Below are 16,932 nucleotides of genomic sequence, written 5' to 3' on the forward strand. Positions count from 1 at the left end.
ACCGGGGCGGAAGGCTCACCTTGTTTGAAGGTGAGCTCCCTTTCAAAGGAACCCACCTTTCCTTTTTCTCATGTGACCCCCTGGTTAAAAGCTGGCTGAAAGGCTGATGTAGTAATAGCCGCCATTCATGCCAAACTGGGTGGCATTGCGGCTGTACACAAAGCGCCCGTCGGAGGTATTGCTGTAATATGGGTTTGTTTTATCCTTTTTTCCATCCCGGAACCATTTCAGCCGGTCGGGATAAATATCAAATGCATTATTCGCGCCAATGGTCACCCGAACCTGGGGCAGAATGCTGTAACTGAAACTGGCATCTGTAATTACTTTGGCGCTATAGGATTCATCGAGCTGCGGATTGGTATTCCATGACGACACTTTGCCAAACCGGGTCAACCGCACCATAAACCCGATCTTTTTATACTGGTAATTGGCCGATGCCGAGATCTTGTTCCTGGGGTTGCCCAGTTCTACGCGCGATTGTTCGGCCCGGTCGAAGAAAAAGTAATTGCCCAGGGAGTCGGGCACGGCCGGAATTTTATCTGTACCGTTTACTCTCTTGATCTTGGTTTCATTGAAGTTGGCGGCCAGGGTAAGATCGAGATTGCCTTTTGCTACCTGTGGGTTCACGGATAGAATGATATCGAGCCCCTGTGTTTTGGTATCGATAATGTTCGAAAAAGCCTGCACCACCTGTACATCTTTTGAAATATTATTCCCATCCAATATGGGGCCTACAAGTGGGTGGGTCCTTTTGAACGGACCGGCCAGCAAAATGCGGTTCTTAATGTCGATTCTATAGGCATCAATGGTCAGTGATACATTCCTGGCGGGTTTTGCTGTAATACCGAGGCTGTAGTTCACTGAGGTTTCTTCTTTAAGGTCAGGAATACCCAGTGCTTTGGCGATAGGATCATTATTTCGGACAGTGAGGGTATTGCTGGGTGATAAGGTGCCATTCACAAGCTGGAATTGCGTGCTGGTATTATTGAAATAAAACTGGTGAATGGAAGGCGCTCTGAATCCATTGCTAATAGCGCCGCGAATGGAAAGGGCATCGAGTATTTTATAGCGCAGGGCCAGTTTGCCGGCCAGTGCATTGCCAAAATCGCTGTAATGTTCAAAACGGCCGGCCACATTTACCAATAACTTTTCGGTTATATCAGACTCCACATCTACATACGTGCTCATCACACTGCGGGTTTCATTGACTGCATTGGCTGGCTGATAACCCGGGAAAACCTGTGCGCCACCTGCTTTGGTGCTGTCATAATTACGCCACGATTCTTCCTGCCCCGGTGTTATCTTGAACATATCGAAACGCATTTCGGCGCCAAGGGCTACGTTGAATGTTGAAAGGTTTAGCTTCGATCCAAAATCTTTTGAAAAGTCAACATTGGTAGTGCTTTGCTGAAAGCCCAGTTTTCCGCAATAAAACTTCGTGGGCGAACTAATGCCCATGCTGGCGTTGTTTGAATTGGAAACGTCGAAACGGAATTCATTGCCGCCATACACTGAGCTTATGTCCCAGTTCCAGGCGCCGGCTGTTTTGCCTTTTAATCCTGCCAGGATCGACCGGTCGTTGATCTCCGATTCAATATAAGGCAAAAAGCCGCGCGGGTACAATTGCAACACCACTTGCGAAGGGGCTTGTTTGGGATACCGGTAAAAGCCAGCCGCTTTTCCCTTGCGATAACTGTACATGCCGGTTGCGTAAAATTTCGTGTTCTTGAAAACGGGTATTTCAAGATTCGCTTCCCCATAGGCATTCAGCTGTTTTGAATTGCCGATGTACATATTGTTCTTTCTGTCCCAACCTCCATTCTGTGCAATCAGCAGGCTATCCTGGGAAGCGTTGCCAGAGAACACCGTACCCAGATACTCTCCGGCCCGGTTAGTAGGTTGCCGATGCCGGAACTCGGCGGTTAAATTGAGCACGCCGCCTTTTTGTCCCAGTTTAAAACCCTGGTTAAGGCCAAACTGCATACTGGCGCCATCTCCTTTGTATTGCTGACCGGTATGGGCAAATACCTGGGTGCCGCTCTTCTTCTTCAACACAACATTTATTACGCCGGCAATGGCATCGGAACCATATTGTGAGGCCGCACCATCGCGCAGCACCTCTATGCGTTCAATACTGCTGGCTGGTATGGAGTTCAGGTCGGTTCCAACAGAACCCTTCCCTACTGTTCCGTTTATGTTGACGAGCGCCGTATTATACCGGCGTTTCCCGTTTACCAGCACCAATACCTGGTCGGGACCAAGCCCGCGTAACGAGGCCGGGTCAATATGATCGGTTCCGTCGGCAACGGTTTGCCGGTTCGAAACAAAGGAGGGTGCGGTGAACTGTATTTGTTGGGTGGGTTCTATTTGCCCCGTTGCCAGCAGGTCTTTGGAAGAAATAACATCTACGGGTACTGGTGATTCCACATTAGTCCGGGGCCTTAACGACCGTGAGCCAACTACCACGGTGGTAAGCTCGGCAACGGCATCTTCCAGAACGAAGCTGAGCTCATGCTGACTGCCCACCGTTACTTCCCTTGATCTATAACCAACGTTAGTGATGACGAGCACATCGCCTTCATTGGCTTCAATGGTAAAAACACCGTTGGCATTGGTTGAAGTGCCACCCGCTTTATTTTTTACCACGATGCTTACTCCTGCGAGGGGCTCGCCTTTGGAATTGGTTATTTTACCGGTGATGGGAACCGGTGTAAATTCCGGGGCCAGCTCCTGCTCACTGCCGGTTTTACCGGCTAGCTGCCGTTTAAGAATAACCTTATCCCCTGCTACTTCATATTGCAGGTGTAAAGGGGTGGTGAGCTCATCGAGCACTACCGATAATTTTTCCTTTGATCTGCTGATGGTAACCAGGCGGTCACTTTGTATAAGTTTAGGACTGAACACAAACATCACTTTTGTTTGTTCTTCTATCCTGTTCAACACATACTCCAGTTTTTTTTCTTTGATGTTGAGGGTTACTTCCCGGTCAAGTACATCCTTTCTGCTGGCGGGTTCTGCATAACCGGCGGCGGCAAAAACAATTGCCAGCATTCCCTGCAGTATGATATTTTTTATTGCGCTGAGCCCAAAAGCGGACCTGCGCAAAGAGACATTTCTCATAATTTTCAGCGTTTAATATTAATGGTTAATTAGTTTATTGTTCACAATCATGTCCGGTAATCACCACCATGCCATCGGCCTGTTCGTATTTTGCTTCAATGGCTTTACAAACCAGGTTAATACGTTCAAAAAAACTTTCATTGGTAAAGGCCCCGGTAAAGGAACAATGGCGCAGCAATTCCTCATCAAAAATGACCGGTATGCCATAGGCATTCTGAATGCTCACCAATACATCAGATGCCCGTGCATTGGTAAACACCTGCGCGCTATTGCTTTTGGATGAAGGGATATTGATCTCCTGGGGTTGTAAGGATATTGATCTTATTATACTTTCCTGTTGCCGGTTGAACAGCACCTGCTGATTGGGCGTAATGATGGTTGCAGATGATTTTGCCAGTTCCTGCGCGGCCTGGCTATTTTTTCGCTGATATACGGTGACCTTTCCGGTATGCACAATTACCCTGATGGTTTTGTCGTGCGGAAAAGCCTGCACATCAAAGCTGGTGCCCAGCACTTTTGTTACCAGCTCATTGGTATATACAAAAAAAGGCCGTGCCGGATCTTTGGCCACCTGAAAAAAAGCGGCGCCCTCCAGGTAAACTTCTCTTTTCACAGGATCGGCTTTGTGTGTGTAAGCTATTCTGGAATTGGGTTTTAGTATAACATAACTGCCATCTTCCAGCGTTATCCTTAGTGGTGTCGTGGTATTGTTTACGCTTTCTGCCAGCTTGTGCTGCTGCCGGCTTTTTTCGTATGTAAAGGGTTGGGATGTTGGAAAGAATAATGCATATCCGCTTATTATCAAACCAATGATGATGGCGGCAGCCGTTAAATAATACAGGCGTTTCCGGCGTATTGACCGATGGATCGAGGGTATTACGGCATCTTCAACCGGCAGGTTGCCTGCTTTTTCGATATATGCCCACATTTCCTGCTCAATATTGTCGAGTGCTGACTGTTTTAAAACAGGCAGGTTGTTATTGTACAGTCCTTCATACCAATGATCTATCAACGCTTTTTCTGCTGAAGTAGCGGCGCCGTTTATATAGCGTATTAATAATTCCCTGAAAGCGGTGCGGTTCATCGCCTTGTTTGGGTTATAGACAGGCACGTGCGGCGATTCCCTAAATGGCAGGAAAAAAATTATTCAACCGTATATCACCAGGTATGGTCCTGATAATCTTTCAGGTATACCCGTAACGTTTTTAATGATTGGGTGATGTGGTATTCTACAGCTTTTTCTGAAATATTCATGTTGGTGGCAATTTCCCGTATAGATAACTGATCAAAACGGCTAAGCCGGAAGATTTGCCTGGTTTTTTCGGGCAGTGAGCCAATGGCTTTTTCTATAGCCTGTGATAGTTCATGGAAATTGATAATAGATTCTGCTCCCTCGCAGGCGCTTGCCGTAGTGTTCATTACATGTTGCAGGTATCTTTTATGCACTAGTGTTGATTCGAAGTAGTTGATGATGCTGTTTTTGATGGCAGTTTGCAGATAGCCGTGCAGGTGATTGATGTGAATGGTTTGGCGTTTTTCCCAGATGCGCAGAAAGATGGTTTGAACCAGTTCTTTTGCTGTTTCGCGGTTGGCGAGCCGGTGGTAAGCTGCTTCGAACAGGAGTTTCCAGTAGCGCGAATAGATCTCTTTAAAAGCCTTGTCGTCTCCGGCTTTCAGTAAGCGCAGCAGTATTTCATCAGTTAGTCCCCGCAGGTCCATAGCTGAAGTTAACGAATAATCATGTAATTTCTGATTTTGAGATTTTGTGATTTTGGGATTTGCCGGGATTAAGCCTTCCGAAAAATCCCTAAATCTCTAAATCTCTAAATCTCTAAATCTCTAAATCTCTAATGCTTACCTATAGTGCCCTTACTGGACAGAAAAGGCAGTACGGGCAAGCCACTGTTAAAAACCTTCTATAATAGATCAAGAAAGGCCAATTAGTAAAAGCCAGGTATGTAAAATGAATCCGGGAGCCGGCCATGCCAGGGTTATAATATCCTGGTCATTGGGTGAACACCGGGAGCGACTCGGTTTTCATCCCTGCAAATATGGGTGGGTGTTGATTGCTGACCCTCCTGCATAATATCGTTGCACCGCACACATACAGGCCACCGGCCACCCGGATCATCATTCTATAGCCAAATATTTTAAAGAACTTACCGGTGGTTGTTTATTGCACTGCTGTTATAAACAAGGTTCCGGTTATATACTCGAAGGGTACAAATCAAAATTATTTCATCAGCAGCAGTAGTGCGGTACATATGGCCTGTTACAATGATTGCGAAATGCTTTGAGGGCTTTTCGTTGAGCACCCAAAAAAGTTTGTACCGCACTAACCACTGGCTGACTATGTATGTATTGAAAACCGTCCGTTCAAATATCTACTGCAATATACAATGAACAATTTCTTTTATTTGCACAATTTTTATCCTTTTATTCACGAAATCACATAATCTATACTGTTAGTGTTATTTAAAAGGAGACTTCCTGCCAGCTGGTTATGGCAATAAAGTTTTACAAAGTGTTTATCACTTTGAACGGTCACATTCATATTGTCGTCACCCGTTTATCCATGAAGCCCGTTCCGCCATTCGGTGGGCGATTTGCTATATACTTTTTTAAACATTGTACTAAAACTGCCCATGCTTTTATATCCTACCAGTATTGATATTTCTTTTACGCTTTTTTCTGTATGTTCCAGTAATTCCTTTGCTTTTTCCATTCGTAAAAGAATGCGGTAGTCATCAATGCTAACACCAAACAACTGTTTGAATCCGTATTGCAACTTTGTTCTGTTAAGTTGTGTTTGCTGACTTAGATCGTTTATTGTTATATGGTAACGCCGGTTTTTAGTTAATAAATCTTTTGCGAGCCTGATCCTTTCAATGTCCTCTTTTTTCAATTTCATAAGAAAAGGTTTATTGCCAATAACTATAGTAGTTGTTGCTAACCCTTGTGTTACCGGCTCCATGAAACAAAGAGCTTGTTTCAGCGGGTGGGTAAACGCCCTGCTGACAATTACATGGGTAACTGTTAAACAATAATTAACTGGTTGGTAGCTGCCCTTGCCGGCAGTACCATGAACTTTGGGGAGATGTTGCTATCCGTTTTGTTGCTTGTTCATATGGCTGCCTGCTATCAATCACCATTGCTATTCGATCATTCTGCTCCCTGACGACAGGAACCATTCCGGTACATATTCAGTACATCGTATAAACACACGATACCGGTATGGCCTCAACGCCAGTTTGCGATCTGAAAACAGCGTAATTTGATTTACCGATTTTTTTGAAATCTGCCAGTTGTACGGATTGATTGAAAATGTAAAAAAAGTGAAGGCACACCAAAAATGCCCGCAGGCATATGAGATAATTAAAAGAGATAAAAAGAGAAGAAGTGGTTTAATGTGTTGAATCCGGTCCATCAGATAAGGTTTGTACATCGGCTACATTTCGTCTTCACCATTTCTTTCTCACTTCGCTGATTAGTGTTGCCAAAACAAAGATAAGGGGTGTTTTTGACTATTTATTTTGAAATTGGAATTTTTAAACCTCCAGGTTTCCTGCAATACAGGTTAACCATTAATGATAGGTTGGTTGGCGGCAGCAGATTTCAGCATTAATAACTATTTCTTAATAAATTATCATTTATTGGTTTCTGTTATATATCTGGAAAATAAATATTAAAAAATAATAAAGGTAGTAAAGCGACAATTGCGCCATTCGGGCACCCCGCAATCATGAATGCTTCGGGAGTGCTCAACGTTGAGACCTTTACAGTTACAACCGCCCACCCACGAGGGGTGATAGCATGGTTCCGGGTCATTCCTGCGCGTGGTGAAGGAATTGTGAAATTCCGGATGTGGGGGCTTTGAGCCGGAAACGGGTAGCCTTGCAGCTATGTATGTTTTCAACTTCCTGCTTTTGGGCTGGGTTTTTATTGACCCCGCCAGGCAGCCGGGGCAAAAAAAAAGTCGCCCCGGGGGAGCGACTTGCTGTGATTATTTTAAAACTAATTAGTTCGCAATTGGTCGAAAATAAAAACCTTCTTCACTCAAAATATGTGAATTGGGTACAAAACTCATTAATGACTGGCGTACCATATCTTCAGCGGCCATTTGATAACGTGTACCTACTTCTGGATTCTTGATGGCGAATTTCCAACTTTGGATCTTCAGCAGGGCAATCTTACTGGCATGGGCGATATGATATTCCATGATCATAAATTTCTCGGCCAGATAATCCGTTTCATTTTGGATGTACGGGGTCATAGGGATATTCGATTATAGGTTTTTACAGAATAGATGGACATCAATACAACGATTTTTGATACGTAAAATTGCGTGAATTAAACATATTTTCTGCAACCATGCAATCGAAATTTTTACAAATAAGGGTTTATGTATATATTCTAATACTGAATCGGTAAATAAAAATCTACTTCTTTGAATAATTTTCAATAAATAACCAGTATAGGTGTATAATATTCAAAAAAGCAGCCTGATAAATGTTAGGGCTACACAAAATGTGTATTTTCTACCTGATTAACCCCTTGCAAATCATTATTTCAGAAAAGCAGGGTAATTGGGTAAAGGCGAATGCCTCTTCAAAATCCCAAAACCGGCGTTCCGGAACTCCGGGATGTTAACAAATAATCGGGCTTTCTAAAATCGGTAAGAAACTAAAAACTTTGAACTGTAAACTAAAAACTAAAAAACTCAATAACCCTATCCTTTTATTGCCTTGCAGGATTCTGCTGGCGGTTGATAATGTTTTATTTGCACAAGCCAATGCTATTTAAACCGCACATAAAAAATACATTATAAAAAATTGGCCGGGATTGCTAAAACTTTACATTTATGCTTCTAAACCAATCATCAATTTTTAAACTTACTTACTATTATGGGGGATCTTCAGGTGAAAAAAAATGCCAAGCAGTATGATGCCATCATCGTAGGCTCGGGTGCCGGCGGTGGTATGGCAGCGTACGTGTTGTCGCATGCTGGCTTGAAAGTATGTTTGATTGAAGCAGGACCAATGTATGATCCAAGAACGAATGTGACCCAGTTGAAAAATCCGTGGGAATCGCCCCGTCGCGGCGCCAGCACCAAATTCAGACCATTTGGTGATTTTGATGCCTGCTACTGGGGATGGGAAATTGATGGCGAACCCTATACTCATGCCGATGATACCAAATGGGAATGGTGGCGGGCCCGGATGATCGGTGGCCGTACCAATCACTGGGGACGCATATCGCTGCGTTTCGGTCCCAAGGATTTCAAACGGCGCAGTATTGATGGACTGGGTGATGACTGGCCCATCGGCTATGAAGATATAAAACCCTATTACGATAAAATAGATAAACTGATCGGTGTATTTGGCAGTAATGAAGGCCTTGAGAATGATCCCGATGGTATTTTTCTGCCCCCGCCAAAACCCCGCCTGCATGAGCTCATGATCAAAAAGGCGGCTACCAGCCTGGGCATTCCGGTGATCCCTTCCCGCCTCTCGATCCTCACCAAAAAGATCAATGATTCGCGTGGCGAGTGTATCTTTTGCGGACAATGTAACCGCGCCTGCTCTTATGCTTATGCCGATTTCTCCTCCTCTTCTGTATTGATAAAACCAGCCATTGAAACCGGAAATATTGATGTGATCACCAACGCCATGGCGCGTGAAGTGCTCACCAATAAAGAAGGCCTGGCTACCGGCGTATCGTACGTGAACAAGAACGATATGCAGGAATACCAGGTAATGGGCCGCACGGTGATCCTTGCAGCCAGCGCCTGCGAATCGGCCCGCCTGATGCTGAATTCAAAATCGGCCCGTCATCCTAATGGTCTTGCCAATGGCAGCGACGTAGTGGGAAGATACCTGCACGATTCAACCGGCGCCGACATGGGCGGCGTAATTCCCGAACTGTTCGATCGCAAACGTTATAATGAAGATGGAGTTGGCGGCGCGCATATATATACACCCTGGTGGGTTGATAACAAAAAACTCGATTTCCCCCGCGGTTATCATATTGAATACTGGGGTGGTTTTGGTCAGCCTGCCTATGGTTTTGGCCGTAGCGTGGAAGCAATGAACGGCCGCTTTGAAGTAAAAGGCCAACAAAAACAACCCGGTGGTTATGGTGCTTCATTAAAAGAAGATATGCGGTATTTCTATGGCGCCCGCGTGGGTATGGCCGGCCGCGGCGAAGCCGTTGCCAAAAAAGAAAACCATTGCGAAATTGATCCTAAAGTGGTTGACAAATACGGTATCCCTGTTTTACGTTTTAGGGTCACACACAGCGATTATGAAATAAACCAGGCCAAACACATGAAGGAAACCTTCAGGGAGATCATGCATGCCATGGGCGCCATTATTACATTTGGCGATGATGGAAAAGATAAAAAATATGGCATACATGAACCGGGTAACATCATTCACGAAGCCGGAACCGTACGAATGGGTAACGATCCCAAAACTTCGGCCCTGAACAAATGGTGCCAGGCCCATGAATGTAAGAACCTGTTCTGCGTCGATGGCGGGCCTTTCGTTTCTCAGGCCGATAAAAATATCACCTGGACGATCCTTGCTTTATCCATGCGCACTTCGGAGTATATTATAGATGAAATGAAGAAGCGGAATATTTAGCATTTACTAAGACCTAAAACTTAGAACTAATTATGGACAGAAGAAAATCACTTAAAGCTATAGCTGTAGGCACGTTGTCGGCCGGTGTGTTGCTCGATGCCTGCAAATCCGATAATAAAAAAGAGCCTGAAGCAAAAGCTGCAGAGCCTGCTTCGGGACTTACGTTAGACCGGGCTGAAGAAGAGAAAAAGCGGGAGCAGGAATTGATGTCCACTACTTTTTTCACGCCGCATGAAATGGCCACCATCACGGTGCTGGCCGATATCATTATTCCGCGCGATGCAATTAGTGGCAGCGCCTCTGATGCCAAAGTACCTGATTTCATTGAGTTCATGGTAAAAGACCAGCCCGAACACCAGGTACCCATGCGGGGTGGTTTACGCTGGCTCGATGTAGAATCGCTGAAGCGTTTCGAGAAACCTTTTAAAGACTGTGATGCCAAACAGCAAATAAATATTGTGGATGATATCGCTTATCCCGAAATAACCTACAAGGAAAACGGTAAAGATGTTAAGCGGGGTAAACCTGCCAAACCAGGCATGGCGCAGGGGATTGCTTTTTTCTCCCTCATGCGCGACCTTACGACTTCCGGCTTTTATACAAGCCAGATCGGTGTAAAGGATGTTGGTTATGCCGGTAATACGCCCAATAAATGGAACGGCGTGCCTGATGATGTACTGAAGCAGTATGGGCTGGCATATACTGAGAAAGAGATGAAAGAGTGTGCGAAATATTAAGTAACTGAAATAAGAAGTAAGATAAAGTCTGCAAGCCAGGGTAGCCCCCAACTTGCGGACTTTTTTATTATTTAACCGGTATAAAGAAATAGAACGTTGCTCCCCCATTGGGCGAACCTTCGGCCCGCATAAAACCGTTGTGGTTCTCGATAATCTTTTTACAGATGGCCAGTCCAATGCCCGAACCGCTGTATTCATTGCGCCCGTGCAGGCGTTGGAACAGGTCAAATATTTTCTCTGCATATTCCTGTTCAAAGCCAATGCCGTTATCTGCTACACTGAATTTATAATAGTCCTTTTCGGGTATGGCGGCTTTATCATGCAGGCTGCCGGCTTTTATATAAGTAGCGCTGATCTCAATAACAGGCGTAGTATCCGATTTCGCATACTTCAGTGAATTGCTGATCAGGTTCGATAACAATTGCCTGAACTGAAATGGAATGATCGACAGGTTGGGCAGGTGTGCTGCAATGATCACCGCTTTGGTTTCCTCGATGCGGTGCGCCATTTCTTTTTTCACTTCATCGAGCAGTTCATTGAGATCGGTGGGTTCAAAATTCCTGCGGGCGGTGGTGGTGCGTGAAAATTCCAGTAAGGAATCGATCAGGTTTTGCATGCGTATGGCCGCTTTCACCATGCGGTCGAAATAGTCCTTGCTGATCTCGCTTAAATTGGCTGCATCCCGGGTTTGTATCAGGTTGCCGAATGCCTGTATCTTGCGCAATGGTTCCTGCAGGTCGTGGCTGGCCACATAACTAAATGACGACAGTTCGGTGTTACTGCGTTCCAGTTCCCGGTTCTTTTGTTCAAGCTGTTCGGCATATATTTTCAACTGGTCTTCCGCTATTTTCCGTTCTGTAAGGTCGCGGGTCACTTTTGAAAAACCGATGATGTCGTTCTTGTCGTCGTGCAGGGCGGTGATCACCGTATATCCCCAGAATGTTGAACCATCTTTGCGTACACGCCAGCCTTCATAGGTTGAACTGCCTTTGCTGCTCGCTTCTTCTATCAATCGTTCGGCCAGGTGGTTTTCCTGTTCCTTTTTGGTATAAAACAACCGGAAGTGCCTGCCCACAATTTCATCGGCGGTATATCCTTTTATCTTTTCAGCGCCTTTGTTCCAGTTCTCTATGAGGCCTTCTTTGCTCAACAAAATGATAGCATAATCTTCCACTTCATTGGTCATGCGTAAATAGCGCTCTTCACTCTGGCGCAACTCTTCATGCCGCAGTTCAAGCTGCTGGTTGATCACTTTTAATTCGCGGGTAGTTTCTTCCAGCGCTTTATTCTTGTCAGTTATTTCATGTGTTCTTTCTGTTACCCGGTTTTCCAGTTCCAGCCTGATGGCCTTGCGTTCGTGAATATCGATGCTGGAACCTATATAACCCAGAAATGCGCCATCATAGGCAAAGCGGGGAGTGCCATGGCACACGACCCAACGGTACTGGCCATCGTGCCGTTTTTGCCTGAACTCTACTTCAAAATCGCGCCGGGCTGTAAACGCTTCATCAAAAACTGCCAGCGCGTTCTCAAGGTCTTCGGGCAATATGCCATCTTTCCATCCATTCCATAACTCCAGTTCCATGCTGCGCCCGGTAAATTCAAGCCAGCGTTTATTAAAGAAAGTGAACCGTTTCTGTATATCCGACATCCAAACCATTACCGGCGCCGAGTCTACAACGATCCTGAACCGTTCTTCGCTTTCGCGCAGGGTTTGCTCAATGCGTTTTACGTCGTCGATATCGGTGCAGGTGCCAAACCATTTGATGATTTGTCCACTGTCGTTTTTAATGGGTAATGCGCGTACCAGGAACCATCCGTAGGCATTGGCATGTTTAACCCTGAACCGGAATTCAATTTCATAGGGTTCGCCGGTGCGTACTACTTCATGCCACGATTCAATGCAACGCTCTTTATCGTCGGGATGAACATGCATGAGGAAGCTTTCGTCGCCAAACTGGTTTTCCTCTCCTATCAACAGGTACCATTGTTTATTGTAATAATCGACATAGCCCCCGGCGGTGGCCGTCCAAACTATTTGTGGCATGGAGTCGGCCAGTTGCCTGAACCTTCTGGCGCTTTGGGCCACGGCCTCTTCGGCCTGCTTGCGGTTATCAATATCGATCACGGTTCCAATAAAGCCTTCAAAAGCGCCCTGTTTATCGAACATAGGCGAACCCGAATCCAGTATCCAGCGGTATTTTTCATCGGCTCCCCTGATACGGTATTCGAGGTTGAACGGTATCCGGTTTAAATTGGCTTCTTCAAAGCTGTTCGCCATTTGTTCCCGGTCATCAGGATGTACCACGGTGAGCCAGCCATTTCCGAGGACCTGTCCCGGTTGCTGGCCGGTATAATCGTACCATTTCTGATTTACATAAGTGCAGTATCCGTCGGGACGGGTTATCCAAAGCATAACCGGAATGGTGTCGGCCAGGCGGCGGAAATAATGTTCGGGGGGTGTTTTCTCACTGGCGGTGACCAGCATACCGCCTGTTTCACCGGTTTCATTCATCAGGGGAATACAGGAAAAAGTAAAGCCGGCCATTTCCGTTTTTCCGTGCCGTATAACGGAAAGCAATAAATCGGGCAGCGTTACCGCTTTTCCTTCCATAACCTGTTCAAATGCCGGTTGCAGGGTACTCCATAGGCCGGTGAGCACGGTTGGGGCCGGCTGGCCCATTAGCTGTATTGCCGGTAAGTGAAAAAGCGGTTGGCAGGCATCGTTAAAGAACAGGGTGCCCGCTGGTCCCCAGGCAATGAACATGGGAACATGCGATTGTAAAGCTATGCTGAGTGTGGTGCGCAGGCTTTGGGGCCATATGGCCGGTTCGCCGGCCGGGGTAGCCGGCCAGTTCATTGATCGCAGAATTTCACCCGCTTCACCCCCACCCGTTAAAAAATCCTGTTTATTCAAGGCATTCACCTCCATACAAAGAAATAATTGGTGGCAGCCCTTCTGTTCAAGAATGATCTTTTTGTGCAATTTATTCAGGGCGCCTGTTTCATTACCCGTTGAAAATAATTGATATTCACGAATTGGTGTAAAATTTTTATATAGTGTTTGCCCCAAAGAAAAATAGCCACCCGTTACAGGTAGCTATTATATATGCTAGGGCCAGTTGGTTCTTTTTTTGCGTTTGTAAGTTCTAAGTTTTTAGTTGTTTAATTCCTCAGCCAATAATTATACTCAGCCTCGCCAAACTAAAAACCAGGAACTAAAAACTAAACTAGCTCTTCCTTCGCCGTCTTCAGGTAATCGTCGATCAGTCTGCGTTGTTCATCAAACGGTACCGGCACGTAGTCGAAAAACCGCATGGTGAATTTGGCGCGTCCCTGGGTTATCGAACGCAGCGAAGAGGAGTAACCATCCATTTCGGCCAGCGGCACTTTGGCTATCACTTTCTGAAAGTGGCCCTGGGTATCGATGCCTTCTACCACAGCCCGGCGGCTTTGCAGGTCGCCCATTACGGCGCCGGTAAGATCGTCGGGACAAAGGACATCAACCTGGTAAACAGGTTCCAGGATCTGTGGATCAGCCTGCTGGAAAGCCTGTTTAAAAGCCATTAAACCGGCGATCTTGAATGAGATATCATTACTGTCAACCGGATGCATTTTACCGTCATAAACCGAAACCCGAACATCACGTACATACGACCCGGTTAACGGGCCGGTTTGCATTTTTTCCATAACCCCTTTTAAAATGGAAGGCTGAAAGCGATTATCGATCGCACCGCCTACAATACAGTTAAAATAAACCAGCTTACCGCCCCAGTCGAGCTCATGAACATCGCGGCCGCGTACCGTTAGGCCATGCGGATCGGGCATGCCTTCATACCAGGGCTCAATGCGCAGGAACACTTCGCCAAACTGGCCGGCCCCCCCACTCTGCTTTTTGTGCCGGTAATTGGCTTCGGCCATGCGGCGAATGGTTTCGCGGTAGGGAATGCGGGGCTTTACAAATTTTACTTCTACTTTATGTAAATGCTCTATTTTCCATTTGGCCACTGCCAAATGCATATCGCCCTGGCAATGTATGAGCGTTTGTTTTAGTTCAGATGATACTTCCACAATAAGCGTGGGATCTTCTTCCCGCAGCTGGTGCAAAGCCAGCGACAGTTTTTCTTCTTCTCCTTTCTTCAGCGATTCAATGGCCACCGTTAAATTGGGTGGTGGAAACTCAATGGGATGCAACTCGTAGCTTTTACCTCTTGCGTGCAGGGTATTATTAACGTGCGTGTTCTTTAGTTTAAGGGTGGCGCCAATGTCACCGGCTACCAGCTCGGTAATATTGGTGCGTTTATTTCCTTCAACCAGGAATAGCTGGTTCAGCTTTTCTGTAACGCCGGTTGATTCATTTTCCAGCTCCATGCCACTTTGCACGGTGCCTGAATACACTTTAAAGAACGACAGATCGCCCACATGGGGTTCGCTGATGGTCTTGAAAACAAAAATGCAGGCCGCTCCATTGGCATCGCAAGGGAGTGATTGCCCGCTTTTTGTGGTTTGAGGCAACATTTCATTGGCGCTTGGGCAAACATTGTCAATAAAGCCCATGAGGCGGCCACTGCCCATATTGCGTTCGGCCGATAGGCAGAACACGGGAAACAGGTCGTGGTTGATCATGGCTTTTTTCAGTCCGACCTTCATTTCATCTTCCTCGAGTTCGCCCTTGTCGAAATATTTTTCCATTAAAGATTCGTCGTTGCTGGCAACGGCTTCAATCAGTTCTTTATGCAGTTCATCGGCGCGTTGGCGTTCTTCTTCGGGAATGGCCAGTTTTTCGGGTTTGCCGCCGGCATCCTTGAATTTATACATCGTCATGCGAAGCACGTCGATGATCTCATGAAAGCCTGCGCCCTGCTGCCGGGGATATTGAACCACCACTACCTTGTTGCCAAAATGGGCTTTTGCTTCACGGATGGTTCTATCAAAATCGGCATTGTCTTCGTCCAGTTTGTTAACGGCAAAGATCATAGGGGTTTTGAATTGCTCTGTATACTCCCAAATAATGTCGGTACCCACTTCAACACCCATTAAGGCATTGAGCAGCATAACGCCCGTATCAGCCACGCGCAGGGCCGATATTACTTCACCAACAAAATCGTCGTAACCGGGTGTATCAATAATGTTGATCTTATAGCCCCGCCATTTGGTATGCATTAATTTGGAGAAGATGGAGTTACCACGTTCCTGTTCCAGTTCATGGTAATCGCCAATGGTATTTCTTTCGGCAATGGTGCCGCGGCGCGTGATGAGGCCTGCTTCAAAGAGCATGCATTCCGCCAATGTGGTCTTACCGCAGCCGGCGTGGCCCAGCAAGACAACATTCTTTACGTGTGAGGTATCAAATTCAGCCATAGCAAACAATTTTTAAAATGAAGAATAGGTAGTTTTAAAAAGGTATGGATGCGGCTGATCAAGGGGGGAGTTAAATAGGAATTGACAATTTGTGCCAGGCTATAGAATTAAACGGCAAATGTCAATCGTTACAGATGCGCTGCCGTACAAAAAATATGCAGGCACTGGTTCTTTTTCAGAATTATATTCTTCTATGGCCAGCCTACTGAATGTGGCTCGCAAAATGTGAAAACTCCTCCTTCACTTCGTGCAGGGTGCTTTCGAGTTGCTGATAATCGTTGAAAAGTTTCTCGTGGTCGTTTGAAGTGTCATCGTTCAGCGTTCCGTTGCTTTCAGCCATTTCGTTGTTGAGCTTGCGGTGGTGATGTTTGATGGCTTGTTTGAGGTCGTGGATGTTAATGAGCTGAATGTGGAACTGATTGTCGAGGTGTTCAATTTCCAGGAGAACGTCTCTGTTGGTTTGATGGCCAGCCAGATCCTGGAGGCGGTTTTTAAGTTGACCGAATTCATCTCGGTAAGAACGCAATGTCTCCCTCCAGGCATTGCATTCTCTTGATAGCTGTGCGATATCAGTAGTTACCATGGGAGAAAATTTATAAATGAAGAAATATAAAGAGCTTCTTAATATGTCGGTTGGTAAGGTGTACGATTGGAGTGGTAATCTAATTTAAGAAAGATTTGCGATAAAAACCGGATAATGACCATAAAAATTATAAAGGCCTGGTTAAGGAAGATAAACGGGCAGGCAACATCAATTGATGCGGGTATCGTACTATTAAAAATGCCTAAACTATTTTAATTCAATTGTTTGAGGTGGTAGCCTATTAACTTTGTTTAAGAATTGCAGGGAATGCCTTTTTTACGAAGGGTATCTTTTTGAAGATGATATAGTTTATCTACGATATTCAATTGTTTGCCCCGGTCAAAGCCGGGAGGAAATAAAATGGAAGCGATTATCCTTATCAAAAAGAGAAACAACCGTACCCTGAAGAAGGGAATAGCTTTGAAGGCGGTTAACCGGATATACGTATTTTCTCTTATGCGTTTTCTTGCCACCGAACTTTTTGACT

11 protein-coding genes are annotated in these 16,932 nt (G+C 45.7%); 2 read left to right on the forward strand and 9 right to left on the reverse strand.

Annotated elements, in window-relative coordinates:
* Positions 1–84: 84 nt before the first annotated feature.
* The 5 genes from A3860_RS35025 to A3860_RS35045 form a co-directional block, all read right to left on the reverse strand.
* Positions 85–3,120, reverse strand: coding sequence for a TonB-dependent receptor (locus A3860_RS35025; protein ID WP_081155254.1), 3,036 nt, complete (start codon positions 3,118–3,120; stop codon positions 85–87).
* A 34-nt stretch (positions 3,121–3,154) separates the two neighbouring features.
* Positions 3,155–4,204, reverse strand: coding sequence for a FecR family protein (locus A3860_RS35030; protein ID WP_081155255.1), 1,050 nt, complete (start codon positions 4,202–4,204; stop codon positions 3,155–3,157).
* A gap of 74 nt (positions 4,205–4,278) precedes the next feature.
* Positions 4,279–4,839: an RNA polymerase sigma-70 factor gene (locus A3860_RS35035; RefSeq protein WP_081155256.1), complete on the reverse strand. Its 561-nt coding sequence runs from the start codon at positions 4,837–4,839 to the stop codon at positions 4,279–4,281.
* A gap of 850 nt (positions 4,840–5,689) precedes the next feature.
* Positions 5,690–6,031 (reverse strand): helix-turn-helix domain-containing protein, encoded by a 342-nt coding sequence (locus tag A3860_RS35040; RefSeq protein WP_158085457.1) that lies wholly within the window; start codon positions 6,029–6,031, stop codon positions 5,690–5,692.
* Positions 6,032–7,138: 1,107 nt separating this feature from the next.
* Positions 7,139–7,393 (reverse strand): hypothetical protein, encoded by a 255-nt coding sequence (locus A3860_RS35045; RefSeq protein WP_081155258.1) that lies wholly within the window; start codon positions 7,391–7,393, stop codon positions 7,139–7,141.
* 631 nt (positions 7,394–8,024) lie between these two features.
* Between A3860_RS35045 and A3860_RS35050 the strand changes: the two genes are divergently transcribed.
* Positions 8,025–9,764, forward strand: a complete 1,740-nt coding sequence (locus A3860_RS35050; RefSeq protein ID WP_081155259.1) for a GMC oxidoreductase — start codon at positions 8,025–8,027, stop codon at positions 9,762–9,764.
* A 32-nt stretch (positions 9,765–9,796) separates the two neighbouring features.
* Positions 9,797–10,501 (forward strand): gluconate 2-dehydrogenase subunit 3 family protein, encoded by a 705-nt coding sequence (locus tag A3860_RS35055; RefSeq protein WP_081155260.1) that lies wholly within the window; start codon positions 9,797–9,799, stop codon positions 10,499–10,501.
* 67 nt (positions 10,502–10,568) lie between these two features.
* Here A3860_RS35055 and A3860_RS35060 read toward each other — a convergent pair whose 3' ends face one another.
* The 4 genes from A3860_RS35060 to A3860_RS35075 all read right to left on the reverse strand — a co-directional run bounded on the left by A3860_RS35060 (position 10,569) and on the right by A3860_RS35075 (position 16,918).
* Entirely contained in the window at positions 10,569–13,574 is a 3,006-nt protein-coding gene (locus tag A3860_RS35060) for a PAS domain S-box protein (RefSeq protein ID WP_081155261.1), read from the reverse strand.
* Positions 13,575–13,726: 152 nt separating this feature from the next.
* Positions 13,727–15,862, reverse strand: coding sequence for an elongation factor G (locus A3860_RS35065; RefSeq protein WP_081155262.1), 2,136 nt, complete (start codon positions 15,860–15,862; stop codon positions 13,727–13,729).
* A gap of 202 nt (positions 15,863–16,064) precedes the next feature.
* Positions 16,065–16,388, reverse strand: a complete 324-nt coding sequence (locus A3860_RS35070; protein WP_143774423.1) for a hypothetical protein — start codon at positions 16,386–16,388, stop codon at positions 16,065–16,067.
* A gap of 308 nt (positions 16,389–16,696) precedes the next feature.
* Entirely contained in the window at positions 16,697–16,918 is a 222-nt protein-coding gene (locus A3860_RS35075) for a hypothetical protein (protein WP_081155264.1), read from the reverse strand.
* Between the last annotated feature and the right edge of the window lie 14 nt (positions 16,919–16,932).

The sequence above is a fragment of the Niastella vici genome, assembly GCF_002077945.1.
In the GTDB taxonomy this organism is placed as follows: domain Bacteria; phylum Bacteroidota; class Bacteroidia; order Chitinophagales; family Chitinophagaceae; genus Niastella; species Niastella vici.